Raw genomic sequence first — 20,289 nt, forward strand, 5'->3', positions numbered from 1 at the left:
GTTCAGAAAAGCTTTCCGATCGTGTTCAAATCTGAACACACGCTGTACCTTTCTTTTTTATTTGGTTTGTTAATGAATCCAAAAATGCGTACAATTTTGCATTCATTTCTTGATAATCGTAAGCACGAATGGCTTCAGGTTTTTCGACAAATGGCAATTGTTGACTTTGTTCCTCCAAAGCAACTTCACCATCTGCAGCAATCAAGAGATCAACTGCTTCCGGATCAAATTCCAAGTGGGCTTGGAAGGCATAGTGCTTGGGAGAAAAACGGACAATCTGGCGTGGACAACCTTGACTGGTCGCAAGGACAACGGCATCCTCCGTCAATCCTGGCATATCACCATGCCAGTGACCTGAATCAAAGTTTACACCAAATAAGCTGACATGCGGATCTGCCAATCCTTCAGACGTCAAGGTCACAGGATACACCCCGATCTCCCGCTCTGGGCTATGCTCATACTCCGCGCCATAAGCAACAGACATGAGCTGCGCTCCCAGACAGACACCAACGATGTAGCGATCCGCCTGCATCGCTTTTTGAATCAGTTTAATCTCAGCTTGCGGATCATAGTAAGGGAAGGTTGCGCGATCCTCATCTGGTGATTGCGGTCCTCCCATGATAATCAAAAAATCGATCTCATCCACTGTCTCAGGTAGAGCTTCTCGCTCGTAGACCTTGGACATCGTTACCTGATGACCACGCTCCTGCGCCCACTTTAGATAAGCACCCGGTACTTCAAAAGTTTCGTGCAAGACAAAATGCACTCTCATCGTTTATTCTCCCATCTATTTTGAATCACATAAGATATACCGGCAGCTGGTGCCAGCGGTAGAATCAAGGCCCGGCTCTGTCCTGTAAAACCAAGACTAGTGTAATGGCGCGCCTGTCTTCGCCTTCGGGCATTAAACGGATGCTGCTGCCTTTGCTTCCGTTGACACGGATAATGATACCGCCGGCCTGCCGCTCGATAATGTCGATTTGGGTGTCGCGGTTCATGCGGTAGTTGTAGCGTTCGCATTGTTTCAAGCACCAAAAATCCTGCCAATGGATAAAATATTTTTGTCCGGATTCAATGGCCAGCGTTTCGCCGCCTTTGACGATGAAGTAAGGATAATCGGGTTTTTGCGTGCTAAATGTCCATTCGGCCGTTTTGTCTTTTCCGTTTTGACGGTATTCGAACACGGCACGGTAGTCGGTGTCGTATTCCAATGGCTGTAAAGGAAACAGCGCAAATTGGCGTTCGGTCAGGAGGCGGTTTGGGTCATTATCTTTATCTAAGATTTTGACGTCTCTGATTTCTTTTGTGTTCTGATACAGCTTGAACGAACGCATTTTGACCGGAGGCGATTGTTCTGAGAACGCGATGCTGACCGGATTGCCGGTCATTTCATAATGCGGCATAGGGTCGGGACGTTCGCCGTGGAAAACCGGCGAGGCGAAGTTGCCTTGCGGATAGGTGATGTAAGGTCGAAATTTGCGGTTGGAGATTTCATCCGCATAAACAATGGCGTGGCCATGACAGGCATCTTGATAAAACGAACGGCTGAGGTCGGAGAGGGGGCGGTTTTTTTGGCAGAGGCTGTTGAATCTGCTGTCGCCCTGATTGATGCTCAACGCGATTTGTGTACCTTGCGATTCAAATGCCGCTCCGGCCTCGTCGATATTTTGATCGAGTAAGGAGAGGCGGTGGTAAATCGCCGTCATCAGGTTGTCCAGCTGATGTTGGGCAGGTAGATGGTCGTTGATTTTTTCGTTTGGCGGGTGCTGACCGGTGCTGACGTTTTCGTGCACGCCTTTATAGGCATAACCGGCTTTGCGCGTGCGGTCTGATGGGCGTGGGCCTGTATAAAAGGGATTGCGCGTATTGTGTTCGTCATGTCCGTCGTCAGGGTTTTGCAGCAGGTAGCGGGCATGATTGCGCGCGGCGCGTTCGAGTGTGGCTGAGTGCGCCAGTGCGGGTAAATTGGCTGAGGAGCGGAGGAAGTTTAAATACGCCAAAGCGTCAAAATCGGCAACGGCAGAACGATTTTGCGGCGGTTGGGCGTAGATGAGCTGGTCTTCGGAATAGCGATGGGTTTCGTAGTATTGGAATATGCTGAGGGCGACAGCAAAACCACCCAGCCAGTAAAGAATGTGTTTCATTATATGTACTGCGTTCAGACGGCCTTGAGCTACGGCTCTTTCCCCTTGAAACTCATGCCGTTAAATGATTATTTTGATAACGGCTTGACTTGGAATGCTTCAGGATGGGATTTGAAATATTCGACAGCGATAAATCCGCCGCCAATAATAATCAACAGGGCAATAGCCATGCCAATCATCGCTAAAATGAATTTGTCCATATTTGTCCGTTTGAATGAAGGCCGTCTGAAACACTTGAAAGTGTTCAGACGGCCTTAAAGTCAGGTTAATTAACGTTCGATTTGGGATACGTCGCGTACTGCGCCTTTGTCGGCGGAAGTTGCCATGGCACCGTAGGCACGCAGGGCGGCGGAGACGTAGCGGTCGCGGTTTTCCGGTTTCCATGCTTTGCTGCCGCGCGCTTCCATTTCGGCACGGCGGGCGGCAAGCTCTTCATCGGAAATGACAAGGTGGATGCTGCGGTTTGGAATGTCGATTTCGATGGTGTCGCCTTCGTGTACCAAACCGATTGCGCCGCCTTCTGCCGCTTCAGGCGAGGCGTGTCCGATACTCAAGCCTGATGTGCCGCCGGAAAAGCGTCCATCTGTCAATAGGGCGCAGGCTTTGCCCAAGCCTTTGGATTTCAGGTAGGAAGTCGGATACAGCATTTCCTGCATACCCGGGCCGCCTTTCGGGCCTTCGTAGCGGATGATGACGATGTCGCCGGCGACGATTCGGTTGCCCAAAATGCCTTCGACAGCGGCTTCCTGGCTTTCAAACACGCGGGCGCGGCCGGTGAATTTGAGGATGCTCTCGTCCACGCCTGCGGTTTTTACCACGCAGCCGCGTTCGGCGATGTTGCCGAACAAGACCGCCAAACCGCCGTCTTGCGAGTAGGCGTGTGCCACGTCGCGGATGCAGCCTTTTTCGCGGTCGAGGTCGAGGGTTTTCCACATACGGTTTTGCGAGAACGCTTGGGTGGTGCGTACGCCGCCGGGCGCGGCTTTGAAGCGTTCGATGGCGCGGGTGTTTTCGGGATTGGTCACGTCCCATTGTTCAATCGCGTCTTTCAGCGTCGGCGCGTGGATGGTGTACACGTCGGTGTGCAGCTTGCCCGCTTTGTCCAGTTCTTTCAGGATGGCGAAGATGCCGCCGGCGCGGTGCACGTCTTCCATATAGTAGTCGTGGTTGTTGGGCGCGGTTTTGCAGATGCAGGGCACGACGCGGCTTAAGCGGTCGATGTCGGCCATTTTGAAATCCACGCCCGCTTCGTTGGCGACGGCGAGCAAATGCAGGATGGTGTTGGTAGAGCCGCCCATCGCAATGTCCATCGTCATAGCGTTTTCAAACGCTTTTTTGGTGGCGATGCTGCGCGGCAGTACGGTTTCGTCGTCTTGCTCGTAATAGCGTTTGGTGATTTCGACAATCATACGTCCGGCTTCGAGGAACAATTCTTTGCGACCGGCGTGGGTCGCCAAATACGAACCGTTGCCGGGCAGGGACAGACCGAGTGCTTCGGTCAGGCAGTTCATCGAGTTTGCCGTAAACATACCCGAACACGAACCGCAGGTCGGACAGGCGTTTTGTTCGACTTCTTCGACTTGCCGGTTGCTGACATTGTCGTCTGCCGATTCAATCATCGCGTCAATCAAGTCCAAACGGCGTTCGGGTTGGATGTTTGCCACGCCGATGACCTTGCCGGCTTCCATCGGGCCGCCGGAAACGAAGATGGTGGGGATGTTCAGGCGCATGGCGGCAATCAGCATTCCGGGGGTGATTTTGTCGCAGTTGGAAATGCACACCAGCGCGTCGGCGCAGTGGGCGTTGACCATATATTCGATGGAGTCGGCAATCAAATCGCGGCTGGGCAGGGAGTAGAGCATACCGCTGTGGCCCATGGCGATACCGTCGTCAATGGCGATGGTGTTGAATTCTTTGGCAATGCCGCCGGCTTTTTCGATTTCACGGGCAACCAGTTGACCCATATTGTGCAGGTGCACATGGCCTGGGACGAATTGGGTGAAGGAGTTGGCAATGGCGATAATCGGTTTGCCGAAGTCGGTTTCCATTACGCCGGTCGCACGCCACAATGCGCGCGCGCCTGCCATATTGCGGCCGTGGGTAGAGGTTTTGGAGCGGTATTCAGGCATTTTTGTTCCTTTGTTTTATGCTGAGGCCGTCTGAAATAGGCTGGTTGGCGGCCCATTGTAGAAATAACTCGGTATTTTATACCAATTACGAGAGATGAAGCACGCTATTTTGTAATAAAACTAAACTGTATTTGCTTCACCTGAATTTGCTGCTCATTATTTCAGACGGCCTGAAGTTTTCTTAAGATGAAACGCTGTCTTTCTCAGTTGCAAAAGATGTTGGCATCAAAAAGTGATATGATAGGGAACTTCTCACATTTCTAAGGATAAGACGATGAAAAAAATCATGTTTGCATTGTGTTCGGCCATGTTGACTTCTGCTGCGTCTGCCGCTGTTTATAAAGTGGACGAATTCCACGCCAATGCCCGTTTTGCCATCGACCATTTCAACACCAGCACCAACGTCGGCGGTATTTATGGTTTGACCGGCAATTTGGAATTTGACCGTGCCAAACGCCAAGGCTCTATCGATATCGTATTGCCTTTGTCCAAACTGCAAACCGGTTCCGACCACTTTACCCAACACTTGAAATCTGCCGATATTTTCAATGCAGACAAATACCCTGAAATCCGTTTTGTCTCTACCAAATTCAATTTCAACGGCAAAAAATTGCTGTCTGTTGACGGCAATCTGACCATGAACGGCAAAACTGCGCCGGTAAAACTCAAAGCCGATAAATTCAACTGCTATCAAAGCCCGATGGCAAAAGCAGAAGTGTGCGGCGGCGACTTCAGCACCACCATCGACCGTACCAAATGGGGCTTGGATTATTTGGTAAGTGCCGGCATGAGCAAAAAAGTGAACATCAATATCCAAATCGAAGCAGTGAAACAATAATCCTGCTTGATTTCAAAATAAAGGCCGTCTGAACAGGTAAGGCAGAAATCGTTGATTTCGTTTATCCCTGTTCAGACGGCCTTATGATTAAAGACGTTTAGGATTCTTTATTTTTATCTGCTTTGGCTGCCCAATAAGTTGCTAAAAGCGAGCCGGAGATATTGTGCCACACGCTGAACAATGCGCTGGGAACGGCAACAATCGGTGCGGCGGCAAAGTGTGCGGCGGCAAGGGCGGCACCTAAGCCTGAGTTTTGCATACCGACTTCGATGGCCAGCGTTTTTTGTGCATCATAAGGCAGGCCGGTCCATTTGGCAGCAAAGAAGCCGAGCAGATAGCCGATGCCGTTGTGGAGTACGACAACTGCGAAAATCAGCAGGCCACTTTCAATAATCTTGCCTTTGCTGGCGCCGACAACCGCGCCGATAATCAGCACGATAGCGGCAACGGAAACCAGCGGCAGTGCATCGGTCAGTTTTTCAGTCTTGTTGCCCAATACCTTATGGACAATCAAACCCAAAACGATGGGGAGCAAAACCATTTTGACGATGGACATCAACATGCCGCCCGCTTGGATTTCCAGCATTTCACCGGCAAGCATCAGGAAGATGGCAGGGGTCAGCAATGGGGAAATCAGGGTGGAAACCGACGTAACGGCAACCGACAAAGCCACATTGCCGCGCGCCAAATAGGTTATTACATTGGAAGCCGTACCGCCCGGGCAGCAGCCGACCAAAATCACACCGACCGCGATTTCGGCAGGCAGGTTCAACAGTTTGGACAGCAGCCAGGCGGTTGCCGGCATAATGGCGAATTGTGCGATTACGCCGATGATGACGGCTTTGGGATGTTTGAACAAAATATCGAAGTCGGAAAGTTTGAGCGTCAAACCCATACCGAACATAATAATGCCCAACAGCCAAGGAATATAAGGCCCCGCCCATTTGAAAGTGTCGGGCGCGAAAAAAGCGGCGGCGGCAAAGAGCGCGGCCCAGAGGGAAAAGGTCTTTCCGATAAAATCACTGATTTTGTTGAGGGTATTCATGATGATATGTTGTGAAGTTGTTTTTAAGGGAGACTAAGGATACACGCCTTAACCTTAATTTGCAAAATGACTTAAAATAAATAAGGCCGTCTGAAAATAAGGATTGATTTTCAGACGGCCTGTGATTTGTATTTGCTATATAGACGGCATTATTCTTTTGATAAAATATTGCGCAGCCATCGGGCGGCAGGTGCGACTTCTCCGGCAAGCATGCCGGTTTCGATTTGGCTGCTGTGTTTGATGACATCGGCCGCCGCACCATGCAGCCATACGCCGGCGCAGGCGGCTTGGAATACAGGAATGCCTTGTGCCAATAGGCTACCGATGATGCCGCTCAAGACATCGCCGCTGCCTGCGGTGGCCAAACCGGCATTGCCGCTGGTGTTGGTATAGACTATGCCGTCTGCCGTGGCGACTAATGTATGATGGCCTTTCAACACGACGGTCGCGCCATATTTACGGCTGATTTCGGTCACGGCTTTTTGTCTGTCGGCTTGAACTGATTGCGTATCGGTATCAAGTAGGCGGGCGGCTTCGGCCGGATGAGGTGTCAGGACGATATGTTTGTACGATTTGAGGCGTTCGGCTAATTCGGAAGAACGGGCAAGCAGTGTCAAAGCATCGGCATCGAGCAATAAAGGCTGGTCATGGTGTGTAGACAGGATTTGGGGCAGAAGCTGCTCTGATAATCCGTCTAAACCAAAGCCGCAGCCGATTACGCGTGCGCTGACATCGTTGCGTTCCATCAGTTGGACCGCAGTAGCGAGCATAATTTCAGGGCGTTCGGGAATGATGGCGAATGGCAGCGTGGCTTGGTTGAAGCCTGCCCAAACCTTGCCGCACCCTTGATACATCGCGGCTGTGGCTGCCAAAACCACCGCACCGATCATTCCTGTTGCGCCGCCGATAATGGCAAGTGTGCCGTATGTGCCTTTGTGTGATTCTTGGGCGCGGGGGCGGAATACGTCGGGAAATGCTAAGGCCGTCTGAAAAACTTGAAGCGATTCGGGAAGCGTGTAGATGGACTGCATGGCGTAACCTTCCAAGATAAGAAATTTAATTTTAAATCAGAAAGTAAAAGGTAATGAAGCAAAAAATAAAAGTTTGGGACGCACCTACGCGCCTGTTCCATTGGCTCTTGGTGTTATTGATGGGATTCATGTGGTACAGCGCAACCCAAGGCGGCGATATGCTGGTATGGCACTTGCGCGGTGGCTTGTTGATGCTGGCGTTGGTGGCTTTTCGTTTGTGCTGGGGGATTTGGGGTAGCGATACGGCAAAATTCAGCCAATTTGTGCGCCCGTTTTCCGAAATCCGCCGCTACACGCAAGGCCAAATGTCTGAAGACGAATTGGTCGGCCACAATCCTTTGGGCGCGCTGATGGTCATCGCTTTATTGGCCGTCTTGGTTTTTCAGACGGCCACAGGCTTATTTGCCGCCGATGAAAATACGTTTACCAATTCCGGCTTTTTGAATCATTTGGTCAGCGAACACGCCGGTACGCTGGCGCGAAAAATCCATGTTAATTTCTTTAATGTCTTGGCTGTTTTGGCGGGCGTACATATCGCGGCCGTTTTGCTGTATCGCTTTGTGAAAAAACAGGATTTGATTACGCCGATGATTAACGGCTTTAAAACCATCGATGCCCAGCAGCCTAAATTGGCCGGAATGGGGCAACTGTTTGCCGCTTTGTTGGTGGCGATTGCGGTAGTGTGCGCAGTATGGATGTTGCGTGGCTGATGCATTAAGGATGATACCTAAAAAGAAACCGACCCCGATAGCCGAAATGGCTGTTGGGGTCGGTTTCTTTTTAGGGTTTAAAAGATGATGTTCAGACGGCCTTAACGCAGCGCAAGATGCTGTGGCCGCGGCCGATGCCGTCTGAAATTTCCACTACTTTCAATCCGGCTTTTTCAACGCAACGGATTAGGTCTTCAGAGTGGAAGATTTTGCTGTTGCCGTTGGCCATGGCAGTGAAATACAGGCTGGTCATGGTCAGGCAGTAGGCGGCGGTCTCGTAGCGTTGTCTGTCCCAGAAAGGCTCCATGATGTAGAGGCTGGTGTTTTCGCTCATGGATGCAGCGGCGCGTTGAAGAATGCTGGTGGCTTGTTCTTCGGTGAAACAGTCTAGGAATTGGCTCATCCAGATCGCGTCAAAACCGGTTGGGAACGGAATTTCAGGATCAAGCAGGTTGGCCGGATGGGCATGGATACGATCCGCGCCGTTTTTGCCTTTGGTCGCTTCGCGCATCAAGCCAATTTGTTGTGGCAGATCCATGATGGTTACTTCGACTTCGGCATTGTGGTTGACGCATTGCTCCGCCCAGCGGCCGGTATTGCCGCCGACATCGAGCAGTTTTTTAACCGGTTTGGCGAACACGGTGTTGAGTGCTTCGGCGAAGGAGTTGTCGGAATAATAATGGTCGAACGCAAACCATTTTTCCTGCGCGATGCTTGGCAATGAAGACAAGCCTTCGTAAATGGTCGGCCAGTCGCCGAATACTTTCAGGCCTTCGGGCTTGCCGGTTTGCAGGGTTTTCTCCAAATCAAACATGCCTTGGTAGCAGATTTCCTGCGTGAAATCCATGTTGACGCGGGCCATTTTGTCTTTGAGGACAAACCAACCGGCCTTGCTGATGAAATAGCGGTTGTCACGAGTCAAGACAGTGCCGATAGACAGCGAGGCTTCCAGCAGGACTTGTGCCGCGTAGTTGCTGATTTTCGCTTTTTCAGCAATTTCGGCTTGAGTGAGGCCGTCCGGATGGTTGTTCAGCAGGTCCAGAATGCCAAATTTCACCATCAGGCGGGAAACTTGGAACACAATCGGTGCAAAAGCGATTTCTTGAGCCAGACGTTGAGCCTCGCCTGCGGACTGGTGTTCGTGGGAATAGCGTTGTTCTAGGGCGGGGAAGAGTTGCATATCGTTGGTTTTCCACTAAAAAGTTAATAAGTATATTCAGACGGCCTCAAACACAATCCGTCCTGATGCACACGGATGCTCTCCGTTGTTGATTTTAAAGCTCAGTTTGTTTTTACTTTCATCAAATTTCAGCTCTACCGATACTTCATCGTGAGGACGGATAAACTGCTGATATTTTAGATTTTCGATGCGGATGACGAGCTGTTTACTCCATGGATGCGGTGCGATCAGGTTGCGCACCCATTGCAGCTCGACCACGCCGGGAACCAGTGGGAAGGTGGCAAAATGGCCGCCGAAATAAACCAAATCCAAAGGCACGCGCCCGATAAAAGTTTCGGTATTGGTTTCATCGTCAGATGATGTTTTCGACCAAACGGGCGAAGTTTGGGCAACAGTAAAGGCCGTCTGAAAATCCGCCGCGGCAATTTTGGCTTGGGCGTTGCGCGGCAGGCTGTCGGTAAAACGCCAGTAGCGCGGCAGGGCGATGGTGTCCTGCGTGGCGGCCAGATGGCGTTTGAGCGTATCGGCAACCGCAGCACGGCCTTTCTCGCGCAAGGCGGCGATACCGTCTGCGTTCAATGCCGCCCATATGGCAATGCGTTGGTGTTGCGGATGGCGGCCGCAGTGGGCGTCGGCAATCCAAGGGTGTTGTAAAAGTTCGTGTTCGATTTGGGTCAGCGACACGCGTTTGTCCTCAAATTTAATAATGCGGTCTTGGCGACCGAGTAACAGAAAACCGTCATCTTGCGGCTCGATTAAATCGGCTGTTTGACGGCGTTCGGGCGACCAAGGCGAAGAAGCCCACAGTGCGCCTTCTTCGTTTTGCCCGATTTCCACGCCATTGAAAGGCTGCCATTCTTGGCGTTCGCAACGTGAGGCAATCACGCCGGTTTCGGTACTGCCATAGACTTCAAACGGGCGGACGGCAGCCTGTTGCAGCAAATCCGCCGTGGCTGCGGGCAATGCGCCGCCGGCCGAGACGATGCCTGCAATTTTATGGCCGATACTTTGCCAGTTGCGGTTTTCACCCAAGCGGTTGAGTACGGCCGGGCTGGCAATCCAAACCACTTTATCATGTGCGGCCGTGCTGGAAAGCAGGTTTTCCGGATAAACCGCCTGCTGTCGCTCCATAGTCCAACCCATTGTCAGCGCGAGTGCGAAGCGGAAAGTGAAGCCGTAAAGGTGTTGCGGAATCACGCTGCCGACCACGGTTTCACCGTGTTGTCCAAATGGCAACGTATTTGCCAAAGTCAGGGCTTCTGCCTGCATTTGCGCGGCGGTTTTCACAATAATCTGCGCTTCACCGCTGGAACCTGATGTTTTCAGCCATGCTTCGGCATGGTCGGGAATCAGATGGTTTTCAGGATAGGTGTTCAGCTCTTCCAAATCTGTTTTAGCTAATACATCAGGCAAGTGCCAGATATTCAGGCCGTCTGAAGATAGCTTTTTATCTGTTGAATCCGTTAAAAACGCTTCTGCCGTTTTGCCCCAATCCAAATTGTCTTGCGCCAAATTGGGCAGCAATAAAACCTTTCCGCCTGAATGCCACACTGCCAACACGGCACAGGCAAACAGCGCGGCATCGTCAAACCACAACGCGGCAGTTTGTACGCCTGCCTGTTTCAGACGGCCTGACAGATGAAAAACCGCACGGTTGAAATCAGCACGCGTCCAATTCGGATGCGTGGCGATAAGGTCGTGTTGGGGTAGGTCGGGGGATAGGATTCGGGTTAGATGCATAATTTTGATTCGATAGCTTGTTACTGTTCTTTAGCGGCTTGTATTACATATTTTCCGAGGATTTGAATAAGCTTATAGAATTTATATAAACTAATAAAGATAAGTGAAGTAATACAAGATTGAAAAATATTTTTGATTTCTATCTGCCATGATATATTATGTTTGATATATGTTAAGTTACCTTCAAAAATATTTTCTATGAAAAGATAGCAAATGATTAAGCATATCAATATCAAGAAATAATAATTTGCTGTTTGAAATATCTGTATTAGTTCATGTAATAATGTTTTATCGTTTCTATTTCTACTCTGTATATTATATAACGCTTGGGAAAACTTTGTTGTTGCTATTAATGATAATGAAGTAATGCAAAAACCTATTGCAATGGAAAGAAAGGATAGTAAATCAGAAATTTTGCCTGAAAACCCTAAGTTATATTTGCTAATAACAAGATAAAAAAGGAAGGTAAAGAAAAGATATATTGCACATTTTATAATATTTTTAATCATGGTGAGATTTCCAATATTTTTAAAATGGCTTGTTTAAAAAGCTCATCTTCTCTTGGTAGTCCATTTTCATCGGTGGAGCAGGTTACTCCAATTTTGCTAGATACTATATTGGTATTAAAAACCATCTCTAGATTATCAGTATTTTTACCGGCAATAACTAATTTTTTAAACTCAAGTTTGTTTGTGATGAAATACTTTACTACGCTTTTGACTTTTTCTATTGTAAGTTTTTCTTTGTATTTCATTATAAATTCAGCACTAGATGCTCCATATTGATAAATATCTTCTTGGAGATGTTCGGTCAATGAGTTAGAGCAAGAAAGCGTATTGGGCAATATACTTAATTTAATTTCTTTTATTTCATTTATGGATTTTTGAAATTGTTCTTCATCTAGTATTTGTTTTATTTCTATATATTCATTTGGATGAAAATAATTTAATGCCTCTCTAAAAATACTATTTTTATTGTATTGAAGCCAGACTTCCCCTGTTTTTGTATCCATAATTCCATAGGAAAATTTAGGTTCAATTTCTGTTTTCTTCCGACGATTTTTAGTTGTTTTTCCATTTTCTATACTAATTACATTAGGAGGTAGCGGATATACGCTTCCTGTGCTAAATACAAGTCGGATAAAGCGGTCATTCTCTTTATCTATAGTTGCCGATATTTTTTGCATTTCAGTTTCAGAAGGACTTCTTTGGAACCCTTTTTCAATCATTGGTTCTAAAAGTGATTTAGATAAATTCCTCTTTCCAATAAGAACTTGATAATTGAATAAAGTAATATTTGCGGGAGTGCTCATTTTTGAATAATCCTTTGAAATTAAAATTTTTTATATAATGCACTACTTGAAATATTAAAATCATGGATGGTAGTGCGACAAGATTTTTCAGACGACATCTACACTTTCAATATGGTTTTCCGATAAATCCACTCTCCGACAAATAAGATTCCCATTAACACATACGACACGATGCCTGTATAAGCCGCCCACCAATCGTAATATTGCAAGCCTGCCAAAATGGCGGCGGTTGCGCCGTTGAAAATAAAGAAAGCGCACCAGATTTGCGTAACACGACGGGTATGCAGCACACCTTCGGGCGGAAGGTCGGGATGTTGCAGTCGGGCGAGGCGTTCGATAACCGTTTGTTTTGCAAACAGGCTGCCGCCGAAAACGGCAAGCATCAGCGCGTTGACGGCGACGGGATACCAATACATCGAGTCAGGCCGTCTGAAAACCAGTACCGCCGCAAAAAAGGCGGCAAGGATAATCGCCGTAATGCGTTGGGCTGTGGTTTGTGGCATGGCAGCGCGTATCAGCCATAACATACACATGGCCGCTGCAAGCCAGAAAAACGCGCCGTTTTCCCTGCCGTAATACCATAGGAGCGGATAGGCAAGACTGGCGAGGGTCAGTAGGAGTTTTCCTAATATTTTCATGGTTATGATTGATTTTCAGACGGCCCTGCGGATTGACAAGGCCGTCTGAAAATATGCTGATTCAAAGCGGAATCAGGAATCTTGTTGCACTTTCAAAACCGCTTGAACCACGTCTTCTACGGTGCGCACGTTACGGAAATCTTCGGCTTGCAGTTTGCGGCCGGTTTCGCGTTTGATGTGGTCGATAAGGTCGATGGCGTCGATGCTGTCGATTTCCAAATCTTCGTAGAGGTTGGTTTCGGGTTTGATGCGTTCCGGTTCGATTTCAAACAGGTTAACCAGTGCATCGGTCAGCAGGGTGCGTACTTCTTGTTCGGTCATCTTGTCTCTCCCTTATGCTTGGCGGCTCTTGACGAACTCGGCCAGTGTTTTGACGTTGGCGAAGTTTTCGCGCAGGTTGTCGTTTTCACCGTCGAGCTGGAAGCCGAAGGTTTTTTGTACGGCCAAACCAAGTTCCAATGCATCAACCGAATCTAGACCCAGGCCGTCGTCGCCGAAAAGCGGATCTTCGCTGCCGATGTCGGCAACGGTAATGTCTTCCAAGCCCAAGCTGTCGATGATTAATTGTTTGATTTGGTTTTCTAAATTGCTCATGTGGTTTTCCTTGTAAAATAGTCTTGCAGGTATTCGTTTAAACGGCGTGCGGCGATGGGCAGGGGTTTTTCTGCCAGCCATTCTTCCGGCAGGATGTCGTCGCCGACGGTAATTTCATAATGAATTTTTTGTGGCGGGATTTTGTACCACGGTTGCCCCTTTTTAAAATTGGGCGGCGTCATTTTGATGCACACGGGCGTGATGACTGATGCGCTGCGCAAACCGAGCGATACGGCACCGCGGTGCATTTTAACCTGTCCGTCCCAACCTGTGCGCGTGCCCTCGGGGAAAATCAGCAGACTTTGCCCGCTTTTGAACACGGCATCAATTTCTTCCAGCATTTCCATGCTTTCATCGTTGGGGATGTAGCCGGAAGCGATAATCTGGCTTTTCATGCTGGGGTTGTGCAACAGGTCTTTTTTAACCAGTACGTTTGGCTCGGAATAGTGGCTGATCAGCAAGACGACATCCAAAAGCGAGGGATGGTTGGCAAGAATGAGCTGGCCGGGCCTGCCGAGTTTTTCCAAGCCGTTGAAACGGACACTCAATACACCCGACCATTGCAGGTAGCTGACAAAGAAACGCCAAACTCTGCCTATCATGCGTCTTGCTTCAAGTTGGCGTTTGATGTTGCCTTTGGTCGATTTGAGCGTATAGGGCAAAAGTGCGATTTTGAACAATACGCCTGCAACGCCGAAGAGGATGAAGCCGAAGAGTGTGGCAAAAAAGCGACGGAAATAGTCTAAAGTTTTCATGTGTTTTTCTGCCAGTGCCAGTTTCTACCGGCATAGTGTTGCGTGTGTTGTCGGCCGTCTGAAAGCAGGAAGCGGACCCACTCCAAGCTGCTCCAATAGGGCTCGACTGTTGTATCGTTTGGGCGTTCAGACGGCCTTTCGGATGTGGTTTCCAAGCTTAAGGTATAGTCTTCGCCTTTGGTGATGACCAGTGCCAATGCATAGGCAAACGGCGCACGTGTAGCCAAGACGGGATAGTCTTCAGACAAAGGATCATCGGCGACAATCATTAAAACGGATGGCGCGCCGTCTTGCAAAAGCGCAAATGCCTCGGTCAGCGCGGTTTCAAAGGAATCGGCGGCAACGGCCAACGCGGTATGTTCGCTCATGTCTTTGCGCAACATCGACCATTGCCCAATCGTCGCGTTGTGAACGGACAGGCCGAATGAGGTCGGCGATACGGTATGCGTGTTCAAAAGCTCTTGCCACAATTCAAAGCTGCGGTTGCTTTCGCCGTCGTGCGAAACGTACACCGGTACACTTTCAGGATATTGGTCGGCCAGATTCCATGCAGCATCACAAACCAAGCGTGCCGCTTTTCCCAAGCGGCGGCGTTGCATAGGCGGTAAAAAGGAGAGCGCGGGTTTGCATTCCGGCAGGGAGGCGGTATCGAGTTTTCCCTGCGCCCAGTCCTGCCATTGCTCCGGCGTACTGATTTTGCTGGAGGAGGCCTGCCATGCGGCGATATTGAAGCTGAAACGGCAAACGTTTTGAGGCATGATGTCTTTCAATGTTTACATTTTCATACATTGTAATGAAATGGGTTAGTAAAAGCTAGGCTCTGTTATAATGCATATTGTAACGTAATTTATTCCCGGATGACATTTTATGCCTTCAATACCGAGTGCCCCGATTTATGATGTGGCTTCGCTGCTTCCGCACAGCGGACATATGGTGCTTATCGACTGTGTGAAAGAATTTGGCGATGACTACACGGTTTGCCGTGCGCCGGTTGGCGACAAGCATATTTTGCTGCAGGACGGCGTGTTGCCGTCTATGGCTTATATGGAATTGATGGCGCAAGGCATAGGCGCGTTCGCAGGCATTGAGGCTTTAAAGGCCGGAGAACCTGTACGCTTGGGTTTTTTATTGGGAACGCGCAAGCTGGATTTGTTTGCCGATTCCGTGCCTGTCGGTACTGAGCTGGAAGTCAGGGCACATGTGTCCATTCAGGATTTGGGCGGCATGGGCGTATTTGATTGCGAGTTGCGCTGGACGGATGCGCCGGAAGATGTGAAGCATCTGTTGCCACCGGACGGTTTGCTGGCAAAAGCCTCTTTAAATGTGTACAGTCCGAAAGACGGCCAAATCATTTAAACCGTTTACAAGGCCGTCTGAAAAGACAAAGATTCAGACGGCCTGTCGATATAGTGAGAAAACGTATGAGTGAAACTATTTTAATTACAGGGTCTAATCGCGGTATCGGTAAAGCCGTCGCGCTTGGTTTGGCGCAGGACGGCTTTGATATTGTCGTCCACTGCCGCAGCCGCCGTGATGAAGCGGAAGCTGTCGCGGAAGAAATCCGTACATTGGGTAGAAATGCGCGCGTGTTGCAGTTTGACGTGTCCGACCGCGAAGCCTGCCGTGAAATTTTGACTGCCGACATTGAGGCAAACGGCACATATTACGGCGTGGTGTTGAATGCCGGCCTGACGCGCGACAATGCGTTTCCTGCGTTTACTGATGACGATTGGGACTTGGTGCTGCGTACCAATTTGGACGGTTTTTATAATGTATTGCACCCTTTGACCATGCCGATGATCCGCCGCCGCAAAGCAGGACGGATTGTGTGTATGGCATCGGTGTCCGGTTTGACTGGCAACCGCGGTCAGGTCAATTACAGCGCGTCCAAAGCGGGCTTGATCGGCGCGGCAAAAGCCTTGGCGGTTGAGTTGGCAAAACGCAAAATTACCGTCAACTGCGTGGCGCCGGGCCTTATTGATACCGATATTATTGATGAGAACGTACCTGTCGAAGAAATCTTAAAGGCCGTCCCTGCCGCGCGTATGGGATTGCCCGAGGAAGTAGCGCATGCGGTGCGCTTTTTGATGGATGAAAAAGCGGCGTACATTACGCGCCAAGTGATTGCTGTGAACGGAGGTTTGTGTTGAATACCAGAAGAGTCGTTGTAACAGGTATCGGCGGTATTACCGCTTTCGGCCGTGATTGGCAAAGTATTCAGACGGCCTTTAAAGCCGAAAAAAACGCAGTCAAATATATGGATTGGAGCGAACGCTTTCCTGAATTGGAAGCGCAACTGGGTGCGCCGATTGAAGGCTATTCTCCTCCCGAACATTGGACGCGCAAGCAGCTCAGAAGCATGGGGCGCGTGTCGCATCTGTGTGTCGATGCGGCGGAACAAGCTTTGACGGATGCAGGCTTGCTGGGTGATGAAAGCATTACAGACGGCCGTATGGGCGTAGCGTGCGGCTCATCTGTCGGCAGTACCAAAGACATCGGCGATATGGGCGAACTTTTGCTTACCGGCACATCGCGCAATTTCAACGCCAATACTTATGTGCGCATGATGCCGCATACGACTGCCGCCAATATCGGCATTTTCTTCGGCTTGAAAGGCCGCATTATCCCGACTTCGAGCGCATGTTCTTCCGGCAGCCAAGGCATTGGTTATGCCTATGAAGCGATTAAATACGGCCTGATTGATATGATGCTGGCTGGCGGCGGCGAAGAATTTTGTCCGTCCGAAGTTTATGTTTTCGATTCACTCTATGCCGCCAGCCGCCGCAACGGCGAACCTGAGCTGACACCGCGCCCTTACGACAACGCTCGAGACGGCTTGGTCATCGGCGAAGGCGCAGGCATATTTGTATTGGAAGAAGTAGAACACGCCCGTGCGCGCGGTGCGAAAATCTATGCCGAGCTTGTCGGCTATGGCGCCAACAGCGACGGCAGCCATGTTACCCAACCGCAAAAAGAGACCATGCAAAAATGTATGGAGCTTGCGCTGAAAGACGCCGGTATTACGCCTGATAAAGTCGGCTATGTCAGCGGCCACGGTACGGCGACCGAAAAAGGCGATATTGCTGAAACATTGGCGACTGAGGCAGTGTTTGGTTTTGTGCCGATGAGTTCGCAAAAAAGTTATCTCGGCCATACACTCGGCGCGTGCGGTGCATTGGAAGCCTGGTTTACCATCGAAATGATGAATAACGGCTGGTTTGCGCCGACTGTCAATTTGGAAAACATCGATCCGCGTTGCGGCAAAGTGGATTACATCCAAACAGGCGGACGTGAGATTCAAACCGATTATGTGGTCAGCAATAACTTTGCTTTTGGCGGCGTCAATACTTCGCTGGTGTTCAAACGTTGGCAAGAATAATTATTGCTTATGTTATGATTAAAGGCCGTCTGAAACTTATCTTGAGTTTCAGACGGCCTTTATTTTATTTAGAGCTTGAGTCGCTTTTGGATTTTATTCGTTTGTTTTCTTCTGATTCAAATCCACCAGCCTTGTTCCGGCCAAGAAATCGTAGAGGAACTGGCGATCGGGATGGAATAGGGTGAAACCCCATGGCAGGATGAGCCAAATGAGTGCGGCGCCGAATGCGCCTTTGGGCGGGATATTGAGCAGATGGCGCAATCCGGCGTAGGCAAACAGGGGAATGAAAACAATAAAAATGCTTGCCCAAATAAAGCGCAGGCGCAGCTGTGGCAGGGGCGGCTGGGTATCGTTTTTATCGGCTAAACCGATTTTCCATGTCTGCATGGCGAGGGTTTGGCCTTTTTTGTGCCAGTTGGCGCGAAAGTAGAGCCACCATGCGTAGAACAGAATCAGACAGGTTGCCAGCATGGACAGGCGCGTGGAAACGGGATTGAGAAAGATGGCGACAATACCGGCTGCAAGGGCGGCAATGCTGGTAACGGCGCCGGTCAGCAGAAGTTCGTAAACCAGTGCGGCGAGGCGGCGTTTGAGTGGGGCGGTAGGAAGACGGGTCATAATGCGATGGAAACGGAAATGGGTTTGATGGAAATAAAAACAGGCCGTCTGAAACGGGATAGGATGTTCAGACGGCCTGTTACTGTCGGGATTAGCGATGTGGACGTTTTTGACCGCGTGCCTGTTGGGCAGCCATTTGGTTCATTTCCTGACGGGTCGGACGTTTTTTGAAGATGGCGTGCGCTTCGTCAACGGAACATTTTTGTGACAGGCAAACCAAGGTAATCGCGTCTTTTTGATGTTGGCCGCCGCTGTGATACATACGGCGCAGGTTGGCTTCGTTGATACGGCCTTTTTCCGGATCGATGTCGAATTTTTTCAGGCGCTCGAGGAATTGGCGTTGCTGACGGCGTGAAGTCCAAACGAAACCTCCTGCGGCAGCGGCCACGATGATAACGGCCAACAGGATGGCCAGCAGCCATGAATCGACGATCAGAACGATGATGAGGCTTAATACGGCAGTGGTCAGCAGGGCCAGACCACCGATGCGAAGTTTGGTTTTATTATCCATATGGTTGGTGTTTCCTTGTTTTTTGCTGGAAGAGGCCGTCTGAAATGTGAGGTTCAGACGGCCTGAATTTGAGTTTACGCTATTTTACAGTATTTTCTGTTTTTGGGGCGTATTGCGTGCAAGTTTCTTGACGCGTGGCAACGGTTTCAGGCGGCCAGCGAGGTAACGAGCTGTTTGAACTCGGTCCATGCGTCGCCTTCTTCCGCGCCTTTGATGATGCGGTCGATTTTGGCGCAGGTTTTGAGCGCGTCGAGCAGGCGGTTGATGGAAATGCGTTTGGCCGCCATCGGTGCAAGGGTCTGCTTGTCGCCCCATAAACGCAGGCTGTTGCGCAGGCCTTGGATGTTTTGTCCCTGCTTGAGTGCTGCAGTCAGGCGGATTAGGGTGCGGATATCTTCGGCAACTGCCCACAACAGCAAAACCGGCTCTTCACCTTCTTCTTCCAAACCGTCCAGCAAACGGGAAACGCGCAGGGCATCGCCTTTCATCCATGCGCCTGCCAGTTGGAATACGTCGAAGCGGGCGACGGTGGCAACCGCAGCCTCTGCGTCGGCAATATTGATTAAATGGCCTTGAGGATGGAGCAGGGCGAGTTTTTCGATTTCCTGACGGGCGGCCAAAAGATTGCCTTCGACGCGCTCGGCAAAAAGGGCGAGCGCTTCAGGTTCGATATCCAAACCCTGCTGTTTCAGACGGCCCTGTATCCATTGCGGCAAAGCATGTGGCGCAACGGCTTTGGCTTCTAAGACGATGCCTTTGCCTGCCAATGCGGAAAACCATTTGGACTGAATTTGCGCTTTTTCAAGCTTGGGTAGGAGGATGAGCGTAACCGTATCTTCGGGCAGGCGTTCGGCGAAGGTTTGCAGGGCATCGCCTCCGTTTTTGCCGGGTTTGCCGTTGGGAATGTGGATTTCTAGCAGTTTCAAATCGGCAAACAAACCTGCGCTGCCGGCACTTTGCAACAGCTCGTTCCAGTCAAAATTGTTTTCGGCGGTATAGACTTCGCGGTTGAGATAGCCTTGTTTTTTTGCGGCTGCGCGCAGCGTATCCAAAGCCTCGATGCGCAACAAATCCTCTTCGCCGTGAATAATGTACAACGGTTGGAGCGGCGTATCGGGGCGCAGGCTCTCAATGGGTGCGGCAGCCATTATTGCGCTTTCAGGAAAGTCAGACGGCGGACGATTTGATCTGCGGCGTCGATGCGCATTTCAGACCAAATAGTTTCTTCCTCTTCCTGTTTGCCCAAAACTTCGCTGTCGGCGTAGTCCATGGTGCGGTGAACTTTAACTTCCATCGGTTCGCCAACCGGCTCGCCGTTGCGGAAGGCTTGGGCTTTGACGGTCATGGCCAGCAGGTATTCGTTGATTGCGGCGGCGCGGGTGATGGTGTAGATGTCGCGGCGTTTTTGAAAGTCGACAACGCGCAGGGTAATTTGTGATTCGGCTTCGCTAACCGGATGGCCGTCGGCACGGCGTAAGGCATTTTCCAGCGCTTTTTGCATGACGGCTCCGCCTTCTACATGCCAGTTTTGATAAGGCAGCGGCTGCGAAGTCACGCCTGTGCCTTTCAGGTGGAAACCGCAAGAGGCAAGCAATAGGGCGAGTGCAGGCAATAGGATTTTTTTCATTGGATATTCCTTCGTTGAAACCGGTTACGGTATCGTCG

Annotated in this window: 23 protein-coding genes; 5 read left to right on the plus strand and 18 right to left on the minus strand. The window is 50.1% G+C overall.

The features are described from left to right. Nucleotides 1–25 precede the first annotated feature (25 nt). The 4 genes from FAH67_RS03180 to ilvD form a co-directional block, all read right to left on the minus strand. Complete coding sequence (locus FAH67_RS03180) at nt 26–772, minus strand: type 1 glutamine amidotransferase (protein WP_003679718.1); 747 nt, start codon at nt 770–772, stop codon at nt 26–28. 64 nt (nt 773–836) lie between these two features. After that, nucleotides 837–2,144: a CAP domain-containing protein gene (locus FAH67_RS03185; protein WP_003679717.1), complete on the minus strand. Its 1,308-nt coding sequence runs from the start codon at nt 2,142–2,144 to the stop codon at nt 837–839. A gap of 68 nt (nt 2,145–2,212) precedes the next feature. Next, entirely contained in the window at nt 2,213–2,344 is a 132-nt protein-coding gene (locus tag FAH67_RS12235) for a hypothetical protein (protein ID WP_256388404.1), read from the minus strand. Nucleotides 2,345–2,413: 69 nt separating this feature from the next. Continuing rightward, a complete protein-coding gene (ilvD, locus tag FAH67_RS03195; RefSeq protein ID WP_039863633.1) occupies nt 2,414–4,273 on the minus strand; it encodes a dihydroxy-acid dehydratase in 1,860 nt (619 codons plus the stop codon). A 274-nt stretch (nt 4,274–4,547) separates the two neighbouring features. On the opposite strand from ilvD, the gene FAH67_RS03200 reads away from it, so the two are divergent. Further along, the gene (locus FAH67_RS03200) at nt 4,548–5,111 is read left to right on the plus strand and encodes a YceI family protein (RefSeq protein ID WP_003679710.1); all 564 of its coding nucleotides are present in this window, start codon (nt 4,548–4,550) and stop codon (nt 5,109–5,111) included. Nucleotides 5,112–5,208: 97 nt separating this feature from the next. Here the strand turns inward: FAH67_RS03200 and FAH67_RS03205 are convergent, their stop codons facing one another. Further along, nucleotides 5,209–6,156 carry a bile acid:sodium symporter family protein gene (locus tag FAH67_RS03205; protein WP_003679709.1) on the minus strand — a complete coding sequence of 316 codons (948 nt, stop codon included), beginning with the start codon at nt 6,154–6,156 and terminating at the stop codon, nt 5,209–5,211. Nucleotides 6,157–6,305: 149 nt separating this feature from the next. Continuing rightward, nucleotides 6,306–7,187 (minus strand): NAD(P)H-hydrate dehydratase, encoded by an 882-nt coding sequence (locus tag FAH67_RS03210; RefSeq protein WP_003679707.1) that lies wholly within the window; start codon nt 7,185–7,187, stop codon nt 6,306–6,308. Nucleotides 7,188–7,240: 53 nt separating this feature from the next. Here FAH67_RS03210 and FAH67_RS03215 point away from each other — a divergent pair, with 53 nt between their 5' ends. Beyond that, nucleotides 7,241–7,897: a cytochrome b/b6 domain-containing protein gene (locus tag FAH67_RS03215; RefSeq protein ID WP_003679705.1), complete on the plus strand. Its 657-nt coding sequence runs from the start codon at nt 7,241–7,243 to the stop codon at nt 7,895–7,897. A gap of 91 nt (nt 7,898–7,988) precedes the next feature. Here the strand turns inward: FAH67_RS03215 and FAH67_RS03220 are convergent, their stop codons facing one another. The 8 genes from FAH67_RS03220 to FAH67_RS03255 all read right to left on the minus strand — a co-directional run bounded on the left by FAH67_RS03220 (nt 7,989) and on the right by FAH67_RS03255 (nt 14,874). Then, a complete protein-coding gene (locus tag FAH67_RS03220) occupies nt 7,989–9,077 on the minus strand; it encodes a FlxJ family methyltransferase (RefSeq protein WP_003680830.1) in 1,089 nt (362 codons plus the stop codon). A gap of 36 nt (nt 9,078–9,113) precedes the next feature. Then, entirely contained in the window at nt 9,114–10,817 is a 1,704-nt protein-coding gene (locus FAH67_RS03225) for an ApeI family dehydratase (RefSeq protein WP_003680829.1), read from the minus strand. A 505-nt stretch (nt 10,818–11,322) separates the two neighbouring features. After that, nucleotides 11,323–12,129 (minus strand): hypothetical protein, encoded by an 807-nt coding sequence (locus tag FAH67_RS03230; RefSeq protein ID WP_003680826.1) that lies wholly within the window; start codon nt 12,127–12,129, stop codon nt 11,323–11,325. Between the two features lie 98 nt (nt 12,130–12,227). Further along, nucleotides 12,228–12,767, minus strand: coding sequence for a COG4648 family protein (locus FAH67_RS03235; protein WP_003680824.1), 540 nt, complete (start codon nt 12,765–12,767; stop codon nt 12,228–12,230). Nucleotides 12,768–12,839: 72 nt separating this feature from the next. Further along, on the minus strand, nt 12,840–13,088 hold the full coding sequence (locus FAH67_RS03240) for an acyl carrier protein (protein WP_003680823.1): 249 nt from the start codon (nt 13,086–13,088) through the stop codon (nt 12,840–12,842). A gap of 12 nt (nt 13,089–13,100) precedes the next feature. Further along, nucleotides 13,101–13,361, minus strand: coding sequence for a phosphopantetheine-binding protein (locus FAH67_RS03245; protein ID WP_003680822.1), 261 nt, complete (start codon nt 13,359–13,361; stop codon nt 13,101–13,103). Next, the gene (locus FAH67_RS03250) at nt 13,358–14,116 is read right to left on the minus strand and encodes a lysophospholipid acyltransferase family protein (RefSeq protein WP_039864043.1); all 759 of its coding nucleotides are present in this window, start codon (nt 14,114–14,116) and stop codon (nt 13,358–13,360) included. The genes FAH67_RS03245 and FAH67_RS03250 overlap by 4 nt, the downstream gene beginning before the upstream one ends. Then, the gene (locus FAH67_RS03255) at nt 14,113–14,874 is read right to left on the minus strand and encodes a beta-ketoacyl synthase chain length factor (protein ID WP_003680819.1); all 762 of its coding nucleotides are present in this window, start codon (nt 14,872–14,874) and stop codon (nt 14,113–14,115) included. The genes FAH67_RS03250 and FAH67_RS03255 overlap by 4 nt, the downstream gene beginning before the upstream one ends. 109 nt (nt 14,875–14,983) lie before the next feature. Here FAH67_RS03255 and FAH67_RS03260 point away from each other — a divergent pair, with 109 nt between their 5' ends. The 3 genes from FAH67_RS03260 to FAH67_RS03270 all read left to right on the plus strand — a co-directional run bounded on the left by FAH67_RS03260 (nt 14,984) and on the right by FAH67_RS03270 (nt 17,495). Continuing rightward, nucleotides 14,984–15,472: a hotdog family protein gene (locus FAH67_RS03260; protein ID WP_049348188.1), complete on the plus strand. Its 489-nt coding sequence runs from the start codon at nt 14,984–14,986 to the stop codon at nt 15,470–15,472. Nucleotides 15,473–15,537: 65 nt separating this feature from the next. Beyond that, on the plus strand, nt 15,538–16,266 hold the full coding sequence (fabG, locus tag FAH67_RS03265) for a 3-oxoacyl-ACP reductase FabG (protein ID WP_003680817.1): 729 nt from the start codon (nt 15,538–15,540) through the stop codon (nt 16,264–16,266). Continuing rightward, a complete protein-coding gene (locus FAH67_RS03270) occupies nt 16,260–17,495 on the plus strand; it encodes a beta-ketoacyl-ACP synthase (protein WP_003680816.1) in 1,236 nt (411 codons plus the stop codon). Before fabG ends, FAH67_RS03270 begins: the two co-directional genes overlap by 7 nt. Nucleotides 17,496–17,588: 93 nt before the next feature. On the opposite strand, the gene FAH67_RS03275 is transcribed toward FAH67_RS03270, so the two are convergent. The 4 genes from FAH67_RS03275 to FAH67_RS03290 all read right to left on the minus strand — a co-directional run bounded on the left by FAH67_RS03275 (nt 17,589) and on the right by FAH67_RS03290 (nt 20,251). Then, nucleotides 17,589–18,113: an RDD family protein gene (locus FAH67_RS03275; RefSeq protein WP_003680815.1), complete on the minus strand. Its 525-nt coding sequence runs from the start codon at nt 18,111–18,113 to the stop codon at nt 17,589–17,591. Between the two features lie 91 nt (nt 18,114–18,204). Continuing rightward, entirely contained in the window at nt 18,205–18,624 is a 420-nt protein-coding gene (locus FAH67_RS03280; protein WP_003680813.1) for a hypothetical protein, read from the minus strand. 146 nt (nt 18,625–18,770) lie between these two features. After that, nucleotides 18,771–19,772, minus strand: coding sequence for a DNA polymerase III subunit delta (gene holA, locus FAH67_RS03285; RefSeq protein ID WP_003680810.1), 1,002 nt, complete (start codon nt 19,770–19,772; stop codon nt 18,771–18,773). Next, nucleotides 19,772–20,251, minus strand: coding sequence for an LPS-assembly lipoprotein LptE (locus tag FAH67_RS03290; RefSeq protein WP_003680809.1), 480 nt, complete (start codon nt 20,249–20,251; stop codon nt 19,772–19,774). Before FAH67_RS03290 ends, holA begins: the two co-directional genes overlap by 1 nt. Nucleotides 20,252–20,289: the final 38 nt, after the last annotated feature.

The sequence above is a fragment of the Neisseria flavescens genome, assembly GCF_005221285.1.
GTDB lineage: Bacteria > Pseudomonadota > Gammaproteobacteria > Burkholderiales > Neisseriaceae > Neisseria > Neisseria flavescens.

Bases quoted from the DNA above. Each gene is read 5' to 3' on its own strand.
- ilvD (WP_039863633.1), bottom strand. From the start codon at position 4,273: ATGCCTGAATACCGCTCCAAAACCTCTACCCACGGCCGCAATATGGCA.
- FAH67_RS03255 (WP_003680819.1), bottom strand. From the start codon at position 14,874: ATGCCTCAAAACGTTTGCCGTTTCAGCTTCAATATCGCCGCATGGCAG.
- FAH67_RS03280 (WP_003680813.1), bottom strand. From the start codon at position 18,624: ATGGATAATAAAACCAAACTTCGCATCGGTGGTCTGGCCCTGCTGACC.
- FAH67_RS03185 (WP_003679717.1), bottom strand. From the start codon at position 2,144: ATGAAACACATTCTTTACTGGCTGGGTGGTTTTGCTGTCGCCCTCAGC.
- holA (WP_003680810.1), bottom strand. From the start codon at position 19,772: ATGGCTGCCGCACCCATTGAGAGCCTGCGCCCCGATACGCCGCTCCAA.
- FAH67_RS03290 (WP_003680809.1), bottom strand. From the start codon at position 20,251: ATGAAAAAAATCCTATTGCCTGCACTCGCCCTATTGCTTGCCTCTTGC.
- FAH67_RS12235 (WP_256388404.1), bottom strand. From the start codon at position 2,344: ATGGACAAATTCATTTTAGCGATGATTGGCATGGCTATTGCCCTGTTG.
- FAH67_RS03215 (WP_003679705.1), top strand. From the start codon at position 7,241: ATGAAGCAAAAAATAAAAGTTTGGGACGCACCTACGCGCCTGTTCCAT.
- FAH67_RS03260 (WP_049348188.1), top strand. From the start codon at position 14,984: ATGCCTTCAATACCGAGTGCCCCGATTTATGATGTGGCTTCGCTGCTT.
- FAH67_RS03240 (WP_003680823.1), bottom strand. From the start codon at position 13,088: ATGACCGAACAAGAAGTACGCACCCTGCTGACCGATGCACTGGTTAAC.
- FAH67_RS03230 (WP_003680826.1), bottom strand. From the start codon at position 12,129: ATGAGCACTCCCGCAAATATTACTTTATTCAATTATCAAGTTCTTATT.
- FAH67_RS03235 (WP_003680824.1), bottom strand. From the start codon at position 12,767: ATGAAAATATTAGGAAAACTCCTACTGACCCTCGCCAGTCTTGCCTAT.
- FAH67_RS03210 (WP_003679707.1), bottom strand. From the start codon at position 7,187: ATGCAGTCCATCTACACGCTTCCCGAATCGCTTCAAGTTTTTCAGACG.
- FAH67_RS03200 (WP_003679710.1), top strand. From the start codon at position 4,548: ATGAAAAAAATCATGTTTGCATTGTGTTCGGCCATGTTGACTTCTGCT.
- FAH67_RS03250 (WP_039864043.1), bottom strand. From the start codon at position 14,116: ATGAAAACTTTAGACTATTTCCGTCGCTTTTTTGCCACACTCTTCGGC.
- FAH67_RS03225 (WP_003680829.1), bottom strand. From the start codon at position 10,817: ATGCATCTAACCCGAATCCTATCCCCCGACCTACCCCAACACGACCTT.
- FAH67_RS03180 (WP_003679718.1), bottom strand. From the start codon at position 772: ATGAGAGTGCATTTTGTCTTGCACGAAACTTTTGAAGTACCGGGTGCT.
- FAH67_RS03205 (WP_003679709.1), bottom strand. From the start codon at position 6,156: ATGAATACCCTCAACAAAATCAGTGATTTTATCGGAAAGACCTTTTCC.
- fabG (WP_003680817.1), top strand. From the start codon at position 15,538: ATGAGTGAAACTATTTTAATTACAGGGTCTAATCGCGGTATCGGTAAA.
- FAH67_RS03275 (WP_003680815.1), bottom strand. From the start codon at position 18,113: ATGACCCGTCTTCCTACCGCCCCACTCAAACGCCGCCTCGCCGCACTG.
- FAH67_RS03220 (WP_003680830.1), bottom strand. From the start codon at position 9,077: ATGCAACTCTTCCCCGCCCTAGAACAACGCTATTCCCACGAACACCAG.
- FAH67_RS03245 (WP_003680822.1), bottom strand. From the start codon at position 13,361: ATGAGCAATTTAGAAAACCAAATCAAACAATTAATCATCGACAGCTTG.